Origin of the sequence: Nocardioides sp. AE5, from assembly GCF_031844485.1 — a bacterium.
GTDB lineage: Bacteria > Actinomycetota > Actinomycetes > Propionibacteriales > Nocardioidaceae > Nocardioides.
Genome location: NZ_JAUZVI010000005.1, coordinates 15,043 through 33,272, shown reverse-complemented (window position 1 = coordinate 33,272; position 18,230 = coordinate 15,043). Strand labels below are relative to the sequence as shown.

The 18,230-nt window shown below is 69.7% G+C and carries 17 protein-coding genes; 14 read left to right on the top strand and 3 right to left on the bottom strand.

All coding sequences use genetic code 11. The annotated features are described in order from the left end of the window. Position 1: 1 nt before the first annotated feature. Complete coding sequence (locus Q9R27_RS09095; protein WP_311252054.1) at positions 2 to 436, bottom strand: metallopeptidase family protein; 435 nt, start codon at positions 434 to 436, stop codon at positions 2 to 4. A 77-nt stretch (positions 437 to 513) separates the two neighbouring features. On the opposite strand from Q9R27_RS09095, the gene Q9R27_RS09090 reads away from it, so the two are divergent. From Q9R27_RS09090 to secA, 14 genes are all read left to right on the top strand, one after another. Next, entirely contained in the window at positions 514 to 879 is a 366-nt protein-coding gene (locus Q9R27_RS09090; RefSeq protein ID WP_311252053.1) for a DUF3499 domain-containing protein, read from the top strand. A 127-nt stretch (positions 880 to 1,006) separates the two neighbouring features. Then, positions 1,007 to 2,380, top strand: coding sequence for a phosphomannomutase/phosphoglucomutase (locus Q9R27_RS09085; protein WP_311252052.1), 1,374 nt, complete (start codon positions 1,007 to 1,009; stop codon positions 2,378 to 2,380). Beyond that, positions 2,377 to 2,568 (top strand): Trm112 family protein, encoded by a 192-nt coding sequence (locus Q9R27_RS09080; RefSeq protein WP_311252051.1) that lies wholly within the window; start codon positions 2,377 to 2,379, stop codon positions 2,566 to 2,568. The genes Q9R27_RS09085 and Q9R27_RS09080 overlap by 4 nt, the downstream gene beginning before the upstream one ends. Continuing rightward, on the top strand, positions 2,568 to 3,596 hold the full coding sequence (locus tag Q9R27_RS09075; RefSeq protein WP_311252050.1) for an SIS domain-containing protein: 1,029 nt from the start codon (positions 2,568 to 2,570) through the stop codon (positions 3,594 to 3,596). The genes Q9R27_RS09080 and Q9R27_RS09075 overlap by 1 nt, the downstream gene beginning before the upstream one ends. Further along, on the top strand, positions 3,593 to 4,570 hold the full coding sequence (locus tag Q9R27_RS09070) for a DUF808 domain-containing protein (RefSeq protein WP_311252049.1): 978 nt from the start codon (positions 3,593 to 3,595) through the stop codon (positions 4,568 to 4,570). The genes Q9R27_RS09075 and Q9R27_RS09070 overlap by 4 nt, the downstream gene beginning before the upstream one ends. Positions 4,571 to 4,650: 80 nt before the next feature. After that, positions 4,651 to 6,102, top strand: coding sequence for an adenosylhomocysteinase (gene ahcY, locus Q9R27_RS09065; RefSeq protein ID WP_311252048.1), 1,452 nt, complete (start codon positions 4,651 to 4,653; stop codon positions 6,100 to 6,102). 37 nt (positions 6,103 to 6,139) lie between these two features. After that, a complete protein-coding gene (mtrA, locus tag Q9R27_RS09060; RefSeq protein WP_311252047.1) occupies positions 6,140 to 6,844 on the top strand; it encodes an MtrAB system response regulator MtrA in 705 nt (234 codons plus the stop codon). 5 nt (positions 6,845 to 6,849) lie between these two features. Further along, positions 6,850 to 8,463 (top strand): MtrAB system histidine kinase MtrB, encoded by a 1,614-nt coding sequence (gene mtrB, locus Q9R27_RS09055; protein ID WP_311252046.1) that lies wholly within the window; start codon positions 6,850 to 6,852, stop codon positions 8,461 to 8,463. Then, positions 8,460 to 10,208: an LpqB family beta-propeller domain-containing protein gene (locus Q9R27_RS09050; RefSeq protein WP_311252045.1), complete on the top strand. Its 1,749-nt coding sequence runs from the start codon at positions 8,460 to 8,462 to the stop codon at positions 10,206 to 10,208. Before mtrB ends, Q9R27_RS09050 begins: the two co-directional genes overlap by 4 nt. A 65-nt stretch (positions 10,209 to 10,273) precedes the next feature. Next, on the top strand, positions 10,274 to 11,008 hold the full coding sequence (locus tag Q9R27_RS09045) for a ComF family protein (RefSeq protein ID WP_311252044.1): 735 nt from the start codon (positions 10,274 to 10,276) through the stop codon (positions 11,006 to 11,008). 380 nt (positions 11,009 to 11,388) lie between these two features. Further along, on the top strand, positions 11,389 to 12,009 hold the full coding sequence (hpf, locus tag Q9R27_RS09040) for a ribosome hibernation-promoting factor, HPF/YfiA family (protein ID WP_311252043.1): 621 nt from the start codon (positions 11,389 to 11,391) through the stop codon (positions 12,007 to 12,009). Positions 12,010 to 12,088: 79 nt separating this feature from the next. Then, positions 12,089 to 12,769: a response regulator transcription factor gene (locus tag Q9R27_RS09035; protein WP_311252042.1), complete on the top strand. Its 681-nt coding sequence runs from the start codon at positions 12,089 to 12,091 to the stop codon at positions 12,767 to 12,769. Between the two features lies 1 nt (position 12,770). Next, positions 12,771 to 14,009 carry a DNA glycosylase AlkZ-like family protein gene (locus tag Q9R27_RS09030; protein WP_311252041.1) on the top strand — a complete coding sequence of 413 codons (1,239 nt, stop codon included), beginning with the start codon at positions 12,771 to 12,773 and terminating at the stop codon, positions 14,007 to 14,009. Positions 14,010 to 14,095: 86 nt separating this feature from the next. Next, a complete protein-coding gene (gene secA, locus Q9R27_RS09025; protein ID WP_311252040.1) occupies positions 14,096 to 16,924 on the top strand; it encodes a preprotein translocase subunit SecA in 2,829 nt (942 codons plus the stop codon). Positions 16,925 to 16,933: 9 nt separating this feature from the next. Here secA and Q9R27_RS09020 read toward each other — a convergent pair whose 3' ends face one another. Both Q9R27_RS09020 and Q9R27_RS09015 read right to left on the bottom strand, forming a co-directional pair. Continuing rightward, positions 16,934 to 17,476: an Rv3235 family protein gene (locus Q9R27_RS09020; protein ID WP_311252039.1), complete on the bottom strand. Its 543-nt coding sequence runs from the start codon at positions 17,474 to 17,476 to the stop codon at positions 16,934 to 16,936. Further along, complete coding sequence (locus Q9R27_RS09015; RefSeq protein ID WP_311252038.1) at positions 17,473 to 18,168, bottom strand: LysM peptidoglycan-binding domain-containing protein; 696 nt, start codon at positions 18,166 to 18,168, stop codon at positions 17,473 to 17,475. The genes Q9R27_RS09020 and Q9R27_RS09015 overlap by 4 nt, the downstream gene beginning before the upstream one ends. Positions 18,169 to 18,230 lie beyond the last annotated feature (62 nt).

Genomic DNA, 18,230 nt, shown 5'->3' with positions numbered 1-18,230 from the left:
CTCAGTCCTCGTCGCGGGGATAGCGGGGGTCGATCCGCTCCGCGGGAAGGCCCAGCAGCTCGGCCACCTGCTCGACGATCACGGTGAGCACCAGCGCCTCCAGCTCCTCGCGCGTGGAGCACCGGTGCTCGATCGGGCGCCGGAAGACGACCAGGCGGGTGCCGCCGTGCCCGGGCTGCCGGATCAGCGAGGAGAGCGGGACGGAGTCATCGTCCCAGTCGTCCGGGACCAGTGGGGTGTCCTCGACGGCGTACTCGACCAGGCCCAGATGACGCTGCCAGCGTTCCTCGATCTCGGCGACCACGCCGAGGACCAGCGCGTCGAAGCGCTCGCGGCGGGTCGGGCGCCGACGGGCCCGCAGCCCGCCGGGGGAGCGCGGCGGCAGGATCTCGGGGCCACGGGGGCCGCGACCGTGTCGATCCCGTGCTCGTGCCACGCCTGTTCCCTCCCGCCATCCGGTGCCTCCAGCGAGCCTAAACCGAACTCCTCGCTCGGCGGAGTACCGTCTGGTCCGTGAATCCTGCACGTCGTTGCTCGCGTACGGCCTGTGGCCGTCCTGCGGTGAACACGTTGACCTACGTGTACGCCGACCAGACGGCCGTGCTCGGACCCCTGGCCACCTACGCGGAGCCGCACGCCTACGACCTCTGCGAGGCGCACAGCGAACGGCTCAGCGCGCCGCGCGGCTGGGACGTGCTCCGGCTGGCCGCGGACCCGTCGACGCTGGAACCGACCAGCGACGACCTGCTGGCGCTGGCGGATGCGGTCCGGGAGGCGGCCCGTCCGGTGCCGGAGCAACCGGCCCCCGCTGGCCTGGCTGCGGAGTCGGGACGGGTGACGACGCGCCGCGGCCACCTGCGCGCGATCAGCACCGACTGATCCGAGGAGTGCGGCAGAGGTGCGTCGAGGAACGAGACGCGCCGGAGCCAAGCCTCGCAGGACGTCAGTCGAAGTCAGCACCGACTGATCCGAGGAGTGCGGTGGAGGTGGCGCTAGGCTCGCCCCCATGCCTGACGTGAACACCCTCGACCCCGCCAACCTGCACGCGATCTTCAAGGCGTACGACGTCCGCGGCACGGTGGGCGACCAGATCGACGAGCCGCTCGCCCGCCGGATCGGGGGAGCCTTCGTCAGCATCACCGGCGCCCCGACGGTCGTGGTCGGCCACGACATGCGCCCCTCCTCGCCGGGACTCGCTGCGGCCTTCGCCGAGGGCGCTGCCGGCGCTGGTGCGGACGTGGTGATGATCGGCCTGGCTTCCACCGACCAGCTCTACTTCGCTTCCGGCCACCTGGGCCATGCCGGTGCGATGTTCACCGCCAGCCACAACCCGGCGGCGTACAACGGGATCAAGATGTGCCGGCCCGGCGCCGCGCCGATCGGCGCGGAGAGCGGCCTGATGGAGATCCGGGACGCGGTCGCCACCGAGGTGGTGGGCGAGAAGACCGGCACGATCACCGAGACCGACGTGCTGGCGGACTATGCCGACCACCTCCTCTCCCTGGCCCCGGTGCGCGGGCGCAGGCTCAAGGTCGTCGTCGACGCAGGCAACGGGATGGCTGGGCTGACCGCACCGGCAGTCTTCGAGCGGCTGGGCGACGCGGTCGAGCTCATCGAGATGTACTTCGAACTGGACGGGACATTCCCCAACCACGAGGCGAACCCGATCGAGCCGGCCAACCTGGTCGACCTGCAGCAGCGGGTGCTGGCCGAGCAGGCCGACATCGGCCTCGCCTTCGACGGGGACGCCGACCGGTGCTTCCTGGTCGACGAGCGTGGTGCGTTGGTCTCGCCGTCGACGCTGACCGCACTGATCGCGGCCCGGGAACTGGCCCGTGAACCGGGTGCCACGATCATCCACAACCTGATCACCTCCCGTTCGGTGGAGCAGGTCGTCGCCGAACTGGGCGGCACTCCGGTCCGGACCCGGGTGGGCCACTCCTTCATCAAGGCGACGATGGCGGAGACCGATGCCATCTTCGGTGGTGAGCACAGCGGGCACTTCTACTTCCGTGACTTCTGGCGGGCCGACTCGGGGATGCTGGCCGCGCTGCATGCCATGGCTGCCCTGGCCTCGACCGAGCGGCCACTCTCCGACCTGATGGCGGAATATGTCCGGTTCGCCTCCTCCGGGGAGATCAACTCCACCGTCGAGGACCAGTCGGCCGTCCTGGCCACGCTGGAGCGCGAGTGGTCCGCCGCGTCGGGGGTTGCGATCGACCACCTCGACGGGCTGACCGTCTCGCACGAGGACTGGTGGTTCAATGTGCGTGCCTCGAACACCGAGCCGCTGCTGCGGCTCAACGCCGAGGGCTCGGACGCCGCGACCATGGAACGGATCCGCGACGACGTACTCAACGTGATCAGGAGCGACCAGTGAGCAGCACATCGGAGAACCGCGACGTAGCCCTCGACGAGAAGCTGCTGGAGATCATCGTGTGCCCGCAGTGCCACGGCGAGCTCGCCCTGGTCTCGGCCGAACTGGTCTGCCAGGGCTGCGGGCTGGCCTATCCGGTCCGGGACAACATCCCGGTCCTCCTCGTCGACGAGGCACGCAAGCCGGCCTGATGGGCACCTGGTTCGACGAATCGCGCCTCGATGACGAGGCAGCACTGGCCAGCGTGGATGGCCTGCTCCGCGAACTGGCCGGTTCCGGTGCGCGGGTCCGCAAGGCGTCCTCGGACGCCGCCGAGGCGGTCGGGGCGGCCCTGGCATCAGCACAGGAGTCACGCCCCCGGGCCGTGATCGCGGCCGGCCCGGACTCCCGGCTGCTCCGCGCAGTGCTCGAGCCGTGGTGCCCGGTGCCCTTCGTTGCCTGGCCCGGTGCCGGGTTGCCCGGCTGGGCGGGGAGCATGGACCTGGTCGTCGTCCTGGCCCCGGAGCGTTCCGATCCTGCCGCGGCATCTGCCCTGGCCGAGGCGGTGCGCCGTGGCTGCCAGGTGGTGGTGGCGTGCCAGCCCGGTTCGATGGTGGCCGAGCATGCGGGGGGTCGGTGGACCACGCTGTTGCCGATCGACTCCGGTGACCAGTTGGCCAATGCCGTGGTGATGCTGGACTTCCTGCACCGCCTGGGCCTGGGCCCGGCGTCGGAGGCCGACGAGGTGGCGGGTGCCCTGGATGCGGTCGCGGTCGCCTGTTCGCCGCACCGCGACCTGGCGGTCAACCCGGCCAAGATGCTTGCGATCGCCCTGGCTGATGCCAACCCGGTGGTCTGGGGTGGCTCGGTGCTGGCGGCGCGTGCCGCGCGCCGGGTGGCCGAGTCGTTCCGCCGGGCATCGGGTCGTGGCGCACTGGCGGGCGATGCGGAGCACTTGTTGCCGGTGATCGAGGCGGCCCGTCCTCGCAACGTGTTCGACGACCCGTTCGCCGACGACGCGGGGGAGCCGCGCACGGTCCTGGTGGTCCTGGACGACGGCGCCGATGACGCACTCGTGCGCGAGCAGCGCGGCCGGCTGGTCGCCGCCGCCGAGCGCCGGGGCGTGCGGGTGGAATCGCTGGTCGCCGAGGCCGCCAGCGAAGTGGGGCGCTATGCATGGCTGCTCGCCACGGGCCGTTATGCTGCGGCCTACCTTCAGCTCGGGCTGGTCGAGGAATGAGTGGCGGACTCTTCGCACTCCTGGACGACGTGGCTGCGCTGGCCCGCCTGGCCGCGGCCTCGGTCGACGACATCGGCGCGGCTGCGGGTCGGGCCAGCGTCAAGGCGGCCGGAGTGGTGGTGGACGACACCGCGGTGACCCCGCAGTACGTCGCCGGCCTGGCTGCTGAGCGGGAGCTCCCGATCATCAAGCGGATCGCGGTCGGCTCGATCCGCAACAAGTTGCTGATCATCTTGCCGGTGGCGCTGCTGCTGAGCCAGTTCGCGGGCTGGTTGCTCACCCCGATCCTGATGCTGGGCGGTGCCTATCTCTGCTTCGAGGGCGCCGAGAAGATCATCGAGAAGCTCTTCGGCTCCCACGCGGCCACCGAGGACCGAGCCAGCCGGATCGGCGCCGAGCAGGAGAAGGTGATGGTCTCCGGAGCGATCCGGACCGACCTGATCCTGTCGGCCGAGATCATGGTGATCGCGCTGAACGAGGTCGTCGACCAGCCGTTCGTGGCCCGGGCGTTGATCCTGGTCGTCGTTGCCCTGGGCATCACCGCACTGGTCTATGGCGTGGTCGCGCTCATCGTGAAGATGGACGACGTCGGGCTGCGCCTGGCCGAGAGCGGCTCGGGCGCCCTGCGCCGACTCGGCCGGGGCATGGTTGCGGCGATGCCGGGCCTGCTCGCCGTGATCGGCGCCGTCGGCACGGTCGCGATGCTGTGGGTGGGTGGCCACATCCTGCTGGTCGGCGTGGACGACCTCGGCTGGCATGCGCCGTACGCACTGGTGCACCACCTGGAGGTCGAGGTGGCTGCCGCCACGGGGGCGCTCGGAGGCATCCTCGGCTGGTGCACCAACACGGCTGGCTCGGCAGTGGCCGGGCTGGTCGTGGGCACCGCCGTGGCCGGTGTGGTCCACTTCCTGCCGTTCGGGCACGTGGCGGGACATGACGACGAAGATTCTCCCGCCCGTGCCGCTGACTTGTAGGCTGGCTCACGTCCGCGCGGGGGATCCCGAAGAGATGCAGATGCAGCCGCGGATGCAGTCAAGACGTTGAGGATCATTCGATGGATTACAAGGTCGCAGACCTGACCCTGGCCGAGTACGGACGCAAGGAACTGTCCCTCGCCGAGCACGAGATGCCCGGCCTGATGGCCCTGCGCGAGCGCTACGGCGATACGAAGCCGCTGGCTGGCGCACGCATTGCCGGCTCACTGCACATGACCATCCAGACCGGTGTCCTGATCGAGACCCTGGTCGCGCTCGGGGCCGACGTACGCTGGGCCTCCTGCAACATCTTCTCCACCCAGGACCACGCTGCCGCGGCCATTGTCGTCGGCCCGCCCGCCTCCGGTGGCACCGTCGAGGACCCCAAGGGCACCCCCGTCTTCGCCTGGAAGGGCGAGACCCTGGCCGAATACTGGGACCTTGCCGAGCAGGTCTTCGACTTCACCGACGCCGACGGCAACCCGGTCGGACCGAACATGCTCCTCGACGACGGCGGTGACATCACCCTGCTCGTCCACAAGGGCGTCGAGTTCGAGAAGGCCGGCGCGGTGCCCGGGCCGGAGACCACCGAGAACGAGGAGTTCAAGGAGGTGCTCCGCGTCCTGGGGCGTTCGCTGGCGAACAACCCGTCGCGGTGGACCAACATCGCCAACGACATCAAGGGTGTTTCCGAGGAGACCACCACCGGTGTGCTGCGCCTCTATGACCGCTTCAAGGAGGGCTCGCTGCTCTTCCCGGCGATCAACGTCAACGACTCGGTGACCAAGTCCAAGTTCGACAACAAGTACGGCTGCCGCCACTCCCTGGTCGACGGCATCAACCGGGCCACCGACGTGATGATCGGCGGCAAGGTGGCCGTGGTGTGTGGCTATGGCGACGTGGGCAAGGGGTCCGCGGAGTCGCTGCGTGGCCAGGGCGCCCGGGTCATCGTCACCGAGATCGATCCGATCTGCGCACTGCAGGCCGCGATGGACGGCTTCGAGGTGCGCCGCCTCGAGTCCGTGGTGGAGACCGCTGACATCTTCGTCACCACCACCGGGAACTTCGACATCATCCGGGTCGAGCACTTCGAGAAGATGAAGAACCAGGCCATCGTCGGCAACATCGGCCACTTCGACAACGAGATCGACATGGCCGGCCTGGCCCGGATCCCCGGCATCGTCAAGGACGAGATCAAGCCGCAGGTGCACCAGTGGATCTTCCCTGACGGCAAGAAGATCATCGTCCTCTCCGAGGGGCGCCTGCTCAACCTGGGCAACGCCACCGGCCACCCGTCGTTCGTGATGTCGAACTCGTTCACCAACCAGGTGCTGGCCCAGATCGAGATCTTCACCAAGACGGCTGAATACCCGGTCGGGGTCTACGTGCTGCCCAAGCATCTGGACGAGGAGGTCGCCCGCCTGCACCTGGACGCCCTCGGGGTCGAGTTGACCGAGCTCAGCCAGGCGCAGGCCGACTATCTGGGCGTGCCGATCGAGGGTCCGTACAAGGCGGACCACTACCGCTACTGAGTCGCACGCGAACGGCGCTCGGGGAGAGGGGCTCGGCATGAGTGGAGCAGCATCGGACTTCGGCACCCACGGACGTGTCCTCGTCGTGGACGACGACGCGTCGCTGGCGGAGATGCTCACCATTGTGCTGGCCCAGGAGGGATTCGATGCGCGCGTGTGTCCCCGTGGGGACACCGCGATGCAGGCGTTCCGTGACTACCGGCCCGACGTGGTCCTGCTCGACCTGATGCTGCCCGGCAAGGACGGCATCGACGTGTGCAAGCAGATCCGCGCCGAGTCCGGTGTCCCGATCGTGATGCTCACCGCCAAGGGCGACACCGTCGACGTCGTCGTCGGCCTCGAATCCGGGGCCGACGACTACGTCGTCAAGCCGTTCAAGCCCAAGGAACTCGTTGCCCGGATCCGGGCGCGGGTACGCCGCGCGGACACGCCCGGTGCCGAGGGCCTGACCATCGGCGACCTGAGCATCGACGTGACCGGGCACGCTGTCTATCGGGGTGACACGCCGATCAACCTGACCCCGCTCGAGTTCGACCTGCTGGTCTGCCTGGCGCGCAAGCCGTGGCAGGTCTTCACCCGGGAAGTGTTGCTGGAGCAGGTGTGGGGCTACCGCCACGCCGCGGACACCCGCCTGGTCAACGTGCACGTGCAGCGGTTGCGCTCCAAGGTCGAGCATGACCCGGAGAGTCCCGAGATCGTCGTCACCGTGCGTGGTGTGGGGTACAAGGCCGGAACCAGCTAGCGCCGATGGCCGTGCGTGGTGTCGCCGATGCGGTCGGCCGGGCCCTGACCTTCTGGCGCCGGTCGATCCAGGCACGCGTGGTGGTCAGCACCATGCTGCTCTCGGCCCTGGTCGTCGCAGTGGTCGGCTGGTTCCTGCTGCAACAGACGCGTGACGGGCTGGTCGACTCCCGGGTCGAACGGGTGCTGGCCGAGGCGGCCAACGAGACCGAGGACGCCCGGACCCGCCTCGCTGCCGTGCCCGGCGGCGACGACGAGGCGTCGTTGCAGTTGCGCCAACTGGTCGAACCGATCATCGTCCGCGGCGCATCGCGCGGCTTCGCCGTGGTGCTCAACGGCCCGGTCGACGACGGCCCGACCGAACTGGCCAGCAGCGGCCCCCGCTATTCGCCCGGCCTCGACCTGGCCAGCGTCCCGGATTCCCTGGTGGCGCACTTCGACACCAGCGACGAGACCGCCTGGAGCTTCACCGAGGTGCGCTATCGCGACGGCTCCGGGCGTGCCGCCACCCCCGGTGTGGTGGTCGGGGCCCGGATCCAGTTGCCCGCCGACGGGCGCGACTACACGATCTATTACCTGTATCCGATGCAGCAGGAGCAGGACACCCTGGCGCTGGTCTCACGGGCATTGCTGGCAGCGGCGGCGTTCCTGCTGGTGCTGGTCGGCGCGATGACGTGGCTGGTCACGCGCCAGGTGGTCTCCCCGGTGCGGATGGCCCGGCGTACGGCGGAGCGCCTGGCCTCGGGGCACCTCGAGGAGCGGATGCGGGTGCGCGGCGACGACGACATCGCCCGTCTGGCCACGTCGTTCAACCAGATGGCCTCCAGCCTGCAACGCCAGATCCGGCAACTGGAGGAACTCTCCCGGGTCCAGCGCCGGTTCACCTCGGACGTCTCCCACGAACTGCGTACGCCGTTGACCACCGTCCGAATGGCCGGCGACGTGCTCCACGATGCCCGCGACGAGTTCGACCCGGCCACGGCACGGGCGGCGGAGTTGTTGCAGACCGAACTCGACCGGTTCGAGGGGCTGCTCAGCGACCTGCTCGAGATCAGCCGCTTCGACGCGGGAGCGGCGAACCTGGACCTGGACGACGTGAACCTGGTCGATGTCGCGCACCGGGTGGTCGACATCACCAGGGTCCTGGCCGACCAGCGCAACACCACGGTCGAGGTCCGTGCCCTGACCGAACCCGTCCTGGCCGAGGCCGACGCCCGCCGCCTGGAGCGGATCGTGCGCAACCTGGTCAGCAACGCGATCGACCACGGGGACGCCAGGGGCGTGGTGGTCTATGTCGACGGGGACCAGCACTCGGCCGCGATCGCCGTGCGCGACTACGGTGTCGGGCTGGCCGCAGGGGAGGCCGCGCTGGTCTTCAACCGCTTCTGGCGCTCGGACCCGGCCCGGGCGCGCACCAGTGGCGGCACCGGTCTGGGGCTGTCGATCTCGCTGGAGGACACCCACCTGCACGGCGGCTGGCTCCAGGCCTGGGGTGAGCCCGGCGGCGGTGCGCAGTTCCGGTTGACCCTGCCGCGGCGCGCCGGTGGCCTGCTCCGGCAGAGCCCGTTGCCGCTGGTCCCGACCGACGCCCAGGCAGGCAAGACCGGGGTGGACGCATGAGTGCCACCGCGACCGCCGTACGCCGGGTCCTCGCCAGTCTGGCCGGGTGCCTGCTCCTGGCCGGTTGTGTCTCCCTGCCCGATGAGGGGCCGGTCCGCACCGGTGAGCATGTCGGGGCCCGAGACGAGGGGAACCTCTTCCCCTATGACCCGCGGCCGCCGCAGGAGGGGGAGCAGCCGATCGAGATCGTGCGCCACTTCCTCGACGCGATGCATGCCACGCCGACCTCGAGCGTGGTGGCCCGGCAGTTCCTGACGGTGAAGGCGCAGGCGCAGTGGCGCCCGGACCGGCAGATGATCACGTACGCCGACTTCGAGGCTCCGGTGGGCACCGACCGGGTCCGGATCCAGTTCAATGACGCCAACTCCCTCGACGCCGCCGGCCGGTGGAGCGGCGCACTGGGCGAGGAGGAGAGCGAACTCTCCTTCGAACTCACCCGCGAGGACGGCGAGTGGCGGATCTCCGGACTGCCCGACGCGACCATCGTCTCGGAGGAGTTCTTCGCTGCCCGCTACCAGCAACTCGCGCTCTACTTCTTCGACCCGACGGTCCAGGTCCTGGTCCCGGAGCCGGTCTTCGTCCCGCGGGGAGGGCAGTTGGCCACCGCCCTGGTCCGTGGCCTGCTGCGCGGCCCGGGTTCCGGGCTGGATGGGGTCTCCCAGACCTTCATCCCTGCAGGCATGAACCTGGACCTGTCCGTGCCGGTGGAGGACGGCCTGGCCACGGTCTCGTTGCGCGGGGATGCCGTCGCCCTGGACGCGGAGCGGGTACGCCGGATGGCCGTCCAGTTCGCCTGGACGCTGCGCCAGGACCCCTCGGTGCGCCAGGTGCAACTGGTCGTCAACGACACTCCGGTCACGGTCGAGGACACCGCTGGCATCTTCGACGTGGACACCGGCGCCGAGTTCGACCCGGCCGGGCCGGATGCCTCTCCGGACCTGCTGGGATTGCGCGATGGCCGCCTGGTCTCCGTGGTGGGAGCCACGGAGACCGCCACCGGGGGGCCCTTCGGACGCACCTCGCTGGGCCTGCGCTCGGTTGCGGTCAACCTGGCCGGCAACCGGGCTGCTGGGGTGGCGGGTGGCGGCACCACGCTGCTGGAGGGTTCGGTACGCCGCGGCGACGGGGCCGGGGCCCGGACTTTGCTGGCGGGAGCGACCGATCTGCTGCCGCCGGCCTGGGACCATGCGGATCGGGTCTGGAGCGTGGACCGCACCGCGGACGGCGCCGTGCTCAGGGTGTCCACGGAGGGCGGCACGGCCCGGGTCGACGTCGACGGCATCACCGGCGAGCAGGTGACCGCGTTCCTGGTCTCCCTGGACGGGAGCCGCCTGGTCGCGGCCGTGCGGACGCCTGGCGGCGATGAGATCAGGATCAGCCGCCTTGCCGGCGCCGGGGCCACGGTCCGTGCCACCGGGGCGCAACGGCTCCCGGTGGGGTTGGGGGAGGGCACCTCGATCACCGACATTGCCTGGCAGTCGCCGACCCGGGTGCTGGTCCTGCAGGATGTCGCCGAGGGGCTCTCCCAGGTCAGTTCGGTGCCGGTGGACGGGTCGCCGACCACGTCGGGTGCGGGTCGTGGCGAGGGAGTCGTCCGCCACGACCTGGTGCAACTCGTCGCCTCGGTCGCTCCCGAGGCGCCGGTCCTGGCCGTGGACTCCAACGGGACCGTCCACGAACTCGGCGGCGATCGCGGGATGCCCCTGCCGGACGAAGGACTGGCCTCCCTGGGCTTCGGGGGCTGAGCGGTCCTCCACAGGGGCGGCAGGGGCCTCTTGTCCCGGAGCGCCGGCCGGGGTCGGATGGTGGTGTGTTCGAGCCCCTTGTCGACCTGGTCACCGGGTCCACGTGTGCCGGCTGCGACCTGCCCGGGACGCTGCTGTGCCGGCCCTGCGAGGCGCGACTGCAGGGCCGGGCGCGGGTTGCCTGGCCCACCCCGTGCCCGCCCGGGTTGGCGATGCCGTGGGCCGCGGGCAGCTATCAGGGAGTCCTGCGTGACCTGCTGCTGGGCCACAAGGAGCATCACCAGTTCGGGCTGCGTCGTCCGCTCGGCGCCTTGTTGGCCGACGCCGTGCTCGGCCTCCTCAACGCCCGATCGGTGGCCGCCGGCACCCCGGTGTTGCTGGTCCCGGTCCCGTCCCAGCCGACTGCCGTGCGCTCCCGCGGCCATGACGCGACCCGGGTGCTGGCGCGGGTGGCGTCCCGGCACCTGGTCCGCGCCGGGTACGACGTACGCGTGGCGCGGCTGCTCCGGGTGGCGCCGGTCGCCGACCAGGCCGGCCTCGACGCGAGGCAACGCCGGGCGAACCTGACCGGGTCGATGTGGTGCAGGTCGCGGACATTGCGCAGGCTGGCGCACCAACGGGTCTGGGCGGTGGTGGTGGACGACGTACTGACCACTGGTTCCACGGCACACGAGGCGCAACGTGCCCTGTCCGCGAGCGGTGTCCCGGTGCTCGGCATCGCCACCGTCGCCGCCACCCGGAAGCGGAACCGGACGAAACACCTGCCTGATCCGCTGGTCTTGGGACCGAAAGCGGACTAGCGTCTCTTCATGGAGTCCGTTCGGGTCCGTGGTTGCGTCGTCGGGGCGTCTCGTGCGCCGTGGCGGCAAGCCGAGGCCAGACGCAGGCAAAACGGCCCACGTAAGTCCTTGCGACGAGGCATCGCCTCGCCGCAGCCCGTCTCGACGGGTCCGGGACGATCACGGTGCGTCTTAGGAGTAAGTCCTGCCCCACACCAGCCGTCAGATGCGGCCGGAGCGTGGGAGAGGGTGGGTAGTGGCAAGAAGCTGCGAGAGCCCCGGCAGGCGATTGTGGGGTCGAAGACCAGGTCGGCCGGACGGACTCCACCCCATGTCACCACGACCGCCCCGGCGGTGGTGGTGCCATGCCCTGATGAATCAGTAGAGACACGGAGGTCAACATGGATGTTGTCGTGAACGCTCGCAACTGCGAGGTGTCGGACCGGTTCCGCACTCATGTGGAGGAGAAGCTCTCCAAGCTCGAGAAGCACGACCACCGGATCATGCGGGTCATGGTCGAGGTCGCCAAGGAGAAGAACCCCAGGCAGCACGATCGCTCCGTCCGTGTGGAGCTCACCGCGCACTCGCGGGGCCCGGTGATCCGTGCCGAGGCAGCAGCCGACGACAAGATGGGCGCCCTGGACCTGGCCGTCGACAAGATGGCCGAGCAGATGCGCCGCGCGGCCGACCGGCGGCGGGTGCACCGTGGACGCCGTACGCCGATCTCCGTGGGCCAGGCCCTGGCCGACACGGCCGAGGACCTCATCGAGGAGGCCGACGACGACGAGGTGACCGAGCGGAAGGTCGGCCCGATCACCGTGACCGGCGACGGACCACTGGTGGTCCGCGAGAAGTCGCACGCCGCCACGCCGATGACCCTCGACCAGGCGCTCTACGAGATGGAACTCGTCGGCCACGACTTCTACCTGTTCGTCGACAAGGAGAGCGAACGGCCCTCGGTGGTCTACCGCCGCAAGGGCTACGACTACGGGGTGATCTCCCTCGAGGTCGCCGCTGAATGACCCGTTTGGTGGGTTGCACATGGCCCGATCGGGCCCTTGACGCGCAGTCGGATGGCCCGGTCGTGCCATGATGCATCCTGTGAGCGAGGTCCACGAAGGTGAGGCGGAACCCATCCGGGTGCTCGTGGTCGATGACCAGGAGCTCTTCCGGCGAGGCTTGACGATGCTGCTCGGTGTCGAACCGGGCATCGAGGTCGTCGGTGAGGCCGGTGACGGGATCGAGGGCACCGAACTGGCCGCCAGCGTGGCGCCGGACGTGGTGCTTCTCGACGTCCGGATGCCCAAGCGGACTGGCATCGAGGCCTGTGTCGAGATCAAGCAGACGGTGCCCTCGGCCAAGATCATCATGCTCACCGTCTCCGACGAGGAAGCCGACCTCTACGAGGCGGTGAAGAACGGTGCCTCGGGCTACCTGCTCAAGGACTCCTCCATCGAGGAGGTGGCCCAGGCCGTCCGGGTCGTCGCCGACGGCCAGTCGCTGATCAGTCCGTCGATGGCGGTCAAGTTGATCGACGAGTTCAAGCAGATGTCCAGGCCCGAGCGTGACCCGGTGCCGGGCCTGCGGCTCACCGAGCGCGAGCTGGAGGTGCTCCGGCTCGTCGCGAAGGGCCTGAACAACCGCGACATCGCACGCCAGCTCTACATCAGTGAGAACACGGTGAAGAACCACGTGCGCAACATGCTGGAGAAGCTGCAGGCACACTCGCGGATGGAGGCCGTGATGTACGCCGTGCGCGAGAAGCTGCTCGACCTCGACTGAGGTGGACCTCTCCCGCGTCCAGGCACGTCGCATCGCCCTGGCGGCGCAGGGCTTCTGCGACCCCACCCATGCTGTGCCGACCCTGCGCACGCTGCGGCGCACTGTCGAGCGGACCGGCGTACTGCAGGTCGACTCGGTGAACGTGCTGGCGCGCGCCCACCTGATGCCGCTCTATGCCCGGATGGGCCCCTATGACACGGACCTGTTGCGACGGGCCTGCCAACCGGACGCCCGGCGACCCCGGATGCTGGTGGAGTACTGGGCCCACGTCCAGGCGTTGATGCCGGTCGAACTGTGGCCGTTGCTGGCACACCGGATGGAGGCGTACCGCGAGCGGCGGGGCAAGTGGGGTGCCGTCGAGGAGCGCCCGGGCCTTGACGCCGACGTGTTGTCGGTGGTGCGTGAGCGGGGCCCGGTCACCGCCCGCGACCTCGAGGACGAGATCGGCGGGGCAGCCCGGACCCGGGAACACTGGGGATGGAACTGGTCCGAGGCACGCAAGATGCTCGACTTCCTCTACGCCTCCGGCCAGGTGGCGATCGCTGGGCGGACCCCAACCTTCGAAGTGGTCTACGACCTGCCGGAACGGGTGCTTCCCCGCGCCGTCCTCGAGGCGCCGGTGCCGACGCCCGAGGAAGCCTCCGTCGAACTGGTCCGGCGTGCCGCCCGCTCCCACGGCATCGCCACCGCGCGCTGCCTGGCCGACTACTACCGGATGAGGCTGCGACCCGGGGCCACCGACGGCGGCCTGGCCGCGGGGCCGGCGATCGAGGCCCTCGTCGAGGCAGGAGAGCTGGTCCCGGTCCGGGTGGAGGGGTGGCAGCGGCCTGCCTACCTGCACCGCGATGCCCGTCGTCCGCGGCGCGTTGCGGCGCGGACCCTGTTGAGCCCGTTCGACCCACTGGTGTGGGAGCGGGAGCGCACCGAGCAGCTCTTCGGCTTCCACTACCGCATCGAGATCTACGTGCCAGCAGCCCAGCGGGTGCACGGCTATTACGTGCTGCCCTTCCTGCTCGGGGACGAACTGGTGGCACGGGTCGACCTCAAGGCGGACCGGGCCACCGCCAGGTTGCTGGTGCAGGCGGCGTACGCCGAACCGGGCGCTCCGGCGACCACTGCGGCAGAGCTCGCCCGGGAACTGCACCGGATGGCCCGGTGGCTCGGGCTAGACGAGGTCGTGGTCGTGCCGCGCGGAGACCTCGCGCCGGGCCTGGCGGCGGAGCTGGCCCTCGACGGCTGAAAATCTTTGCTGCGTGGGTAGCATGGCCTGCGGCGTGGGGCTGGTCGGCCCCGCTGCGCCGAACATCTACCCAGGAGTACCTCCTCGTGCCTGCCATTCTCGACAAGATCCTCCGCATCGGCGAGGGCAAGATCCTGCGCCAGCTCGAAGCCGTCGCCAAGGCGTGCAACGCGATCGAGGATGACTTCGTCAAGATGAGTGATGAGGAACTGCGCGCGATGACCGACGAGTTCCGCCAGCGCCTGGCCGACGGGGAGACGCTCGACGACATCATGCCGGAGGCGTTCGCCACGGTGCGCGAGGCCGCCAACCGCGTCCTGGGGCAGCGCCACTACGACGTACAGATCATGGGCGGTGCGGCCCTGCACATGGGCAACATCGCCGAGATGAAGACCGGTGAGGGCAAGACGCTGGTCGCCACGCTGCCGGCCTACCTCAACGCGCTGGCCGACCAGGGTGTCCACGTGGTCACGGTCAACGACTACCTGGCCCGCTACCAGTCCGAGATGATGGGCCGTGTCTACAACTTCCTGGGGCTGACGACCGGGGTGATCGTGCCCTCGATGCGGCCGGCCGAGCGCCGCGAGGCCTACAACTGCGACATCACCTACGCCACCAACAACGAGCTCGGCTTCGACTACCTGCGCGACAACATGGCCTCCCGGCTCGAGGACTGCGTGCAGCGTGGCCACGGCTTCGCCATCGTCGACGAGGTGGACTCGATCCTCATCGACGAGGCGCGGACCCCGTTGATCATCTCCGGCCCGACCCAGGACGAGGTCCGGTGGTACGCGGAGTTCGCCCGGATCGCGCGGAGCATGGTCAAGGACACCGACTACGAGGTCGACGAGAAGAAGCGGACGATCTCGGTCCTCGAGGGTGGCATCACCAAGGTCGAGGACCACCTCGGCATCGAGAACCTCTACGACTCGGTGAACACGCCGCTGATCTCCTTCATGAACAACTCCATCAAGGCCAAGGAACTCTTCCGCCGTGACAAGGAGTACGTCGTGATGGACGGCGAGGTGCTCATCGTCGACGAGCACACCGGCCGGATGCTGGCCGGCCGCCGCTACAACGACGGCCTGCACCAGGCGATCGAGGCGAAGGAAGGGGTGACCGTCCGCGAGGAATACCAGACCCTGGCCACGGTGACCCTGCAGAACTACTTCCGGCTCTACAAGAAGCTCTCCGGGATGACCGGTACGGCGATGACCGAGGCGAGCGAGTTCGACAAGATCTACAAGCTCGGCGTCGTCCCGATCCCGACCAACAAGCCGATGGCCCGCATCGACCAGCCCGACCTGGTCTACCGGACCGAGGAGGCCAAGTACCTCGCCGTCGCCGACGACGTCGCCGAGCGCCACCGCAACGGACAGCCGGTGCTGATCGGCACGGTGTCGGTGGAGAAGTCCGAGCTCCTCTCCGGCCTGCTGAAGAAGCGGAACATCCCGCACAGCGTGCTGAACGCCAAGTTCCACGCCGACGAGGCGAGCATCGTCGCCCGGGCGGGCCACAAGGGCGCGGTCACGGTCGCGACCAACATGGCCGGTCGAGGCACGGACATCATGCTGGGTGGTGCCGTGGACTTCCTGGCCGACCAGGAACTGCGCAAGAAGGGCCTCGAGCCGGTCGGTGAGACCGCCGAGGAGTACGAGGCCGCCTGGGACGAGGCAGTGGCCCGGATCAAGGACCAGGTGAAGGCCGAGCACGAGGAGGTCAAGGAGGCCGGTGGCCTCTACGTCGTCGGCACCGAGCGCCACGAGTCACGCCGCATCGACAACCAGCTCCGTGGTCGTTCCGGGCGACAGGGTGACCCGGGGGAGTCGCGGTTCTACCTCTCCCTGCAGGACGAACTGATGCGCCTGTTCAAGTCGGACTGGGTCGACCGCGTGCTCACCGCCCTGAAGGTGCCCGACGACGTCCCGATCGAGAACAAGCGGGTCACCGGCGCGATCGCCAACGCCCAGGCACAGGTGGAGTCGCAGAACTTCGAGTCACGCAAGAACGTCCTGAAGTACGACGACGTGATGGATCGCCAGCGCCACGTGATCTATGGCGAGCGGCGCCAGGTCCTCGAGGGCGCAGACCTCAAGGAGCAGATGCTCGGCTTCATCGAGGACGTCGTCGACGGCTACGTCACCGGTGCCACCGAGGGCTTCTCCGAGGAATGGGACCTGGAGGCGCTCTGGACCGCGCTGAAGCAGCTCTACCCGATCACCCTCACCGAGGAGCAGGTCGAGGAGGAGGCGGGCGGTCGTGCTGCCCTGAGCCGCAGCGACCTGTCCGAGAAGATCACGGCGGATGCGCTGAAGGCGTACGCCGAGCGCGAGGAGTCCCTGGGCGAGGAGGTCATGCGTGACCTCGAGCGCCGCGTGCTGCTCTCGGTGCTGGACCGCAAGTGGCGCGACCACCTCTACGAGATGGACTACCTGCGTGACGGGATCGGGCTGCGTGCCTACTCCCAGCGCGACCCCCTGGTGGAATACCAGCGGGAGGGCTTCGACATGTTCGGCGCCATGATGGACAGCCTCAAGGAAGAGGCCGTCGGCTTCATCTTCAACCTCGAGGTCGAGGTCGAGCAGGAGGCTCCTGCCGCGGCGGAGGCGCCGGTGGAGACCGGGATCGGTGGCGCATTGGCGCAGGCTCCGGAGGCCGCTCCCGAGGGCTCGGCGCCACGGATCCGGGCGAAGGGCCTCGAGGCGCCGCAGGCGCCCACCAACCTCTCCTACACCGGCCCGGCCGAGGACGGTGAGGCAGAGGTCAGCGGGGCGAAGCCTGCGAGCAACGCCGACGACCCGTACGCCGGGGTGGGCCGCAACGCCGACTGCCCCTGTGGCTCGGGCAAGAAGTTCAAGAAGTGCCACGGGGCACCGGGCGGACCGACCGGGCTGACCACCCGGGTCAACGGCTGAGGCAGCCCTTCAGCCGAACTCGAGGGCGGTCGCCTGCCAGCGGCCACCCAGCACTTCGAGGCGGCCGGCCAGGCAGCGACTCCGTTCGCCGTGCCGGACCCGGGCACTGAACTCCACCGTCTCCTCGCCCAGGAAGGAGAGGTGCACGCTCTGCACCTGGGGACGGACCTGGGGTCGTCCCGCTTGTCCGGGGCCGTGGACGGTCGCCCGTGCCATCACGCCGGAGCGATAGGTCAGCTCGTGGTGCACGCCCGGGGTCGTCCAGCGCAGCAACTGCGAGACGGGCCGCAGGCCACGCGCGGCCTCGACCGCTGCCTGGCTGAAGGTGTGCACCCAGCGCTGGAGGTCGTGGCGGGTCCGGGGCTCCACCGCGACCAGGTCAGCACCGCGTAGCGCGGCGGCCCCGGTCGCCAGGGGCGTGGGTGGCTCCAGTTGCTGCTCGGGTCCGAGATCCAGGGCCAGGGTGCCCTGGAAACTGGTCGGGGCCAGTGCCCGGCGAGGGCGGACCAGGTGGGTGACATTGTCGACTCGGGTCGCGGTCATGCTGGTCATCGCTCGCTCCTCTGGCTGGAGTCGGGGGTGGGGGCGGGGAGGTGCAACGGCGTCCCCGGGTGGATCAGGTCCGGGTCAGGGCCGACCTGGTCCCGATTCGCTGCCCAGATGGCGCGCCACTGACGATCGATCGCGGCATCGGTGGCGTCGTCGGGCAACTGGTCCCGGGCCAGGGACCACAACGAGTCGCCGGGCGAGACCTGGACGGTGTTCGCCGTGGCCGAGGCGGTCCCCGCCGGCTGGGTCACCGTGGCGGCAGCCTGGCCGGCGTCGGGGCGTTGGGGCAGGGGCAGGCCGTCGAGCAGTTCTGCCCCGCCCGGCACGGGCACCGGCACCGGCACCGTGGTCGATGCCATCGCCGGCTGGGCACCCAGTGCGAGGGTGATGCCGCATGCCATCAACACCAGTCGGCGCCACCGTCGTGGGCCGAGGTTGATGCGCCACTGGGTCGCCGCTTCGAGGCAGGTGGCCGCGGTGGCGATCCAGAACCACACCACGCAACCGGCGAGGACGGCGGCAGCCAGGCCGCTCAGGAGCCCTTCGAAGTCAGTCGACGGGGTGCCGTGCAGGGCCCGGGCGAATCCCCGGGCCGGGCCGGACAGTGCAGCGAGAGCGACCGCGGCCACTGCGGTGGCGCCGAGCAGGACGAGCAGGCAGCGCAGGGCGGATGGTGTGGATTCCCGAGAGTTCATGGCAATGCTTTCGTTTGCGTGTGTTTGCTTCAGTCAATGCCCATTGGATCCCCCAGTCAAGT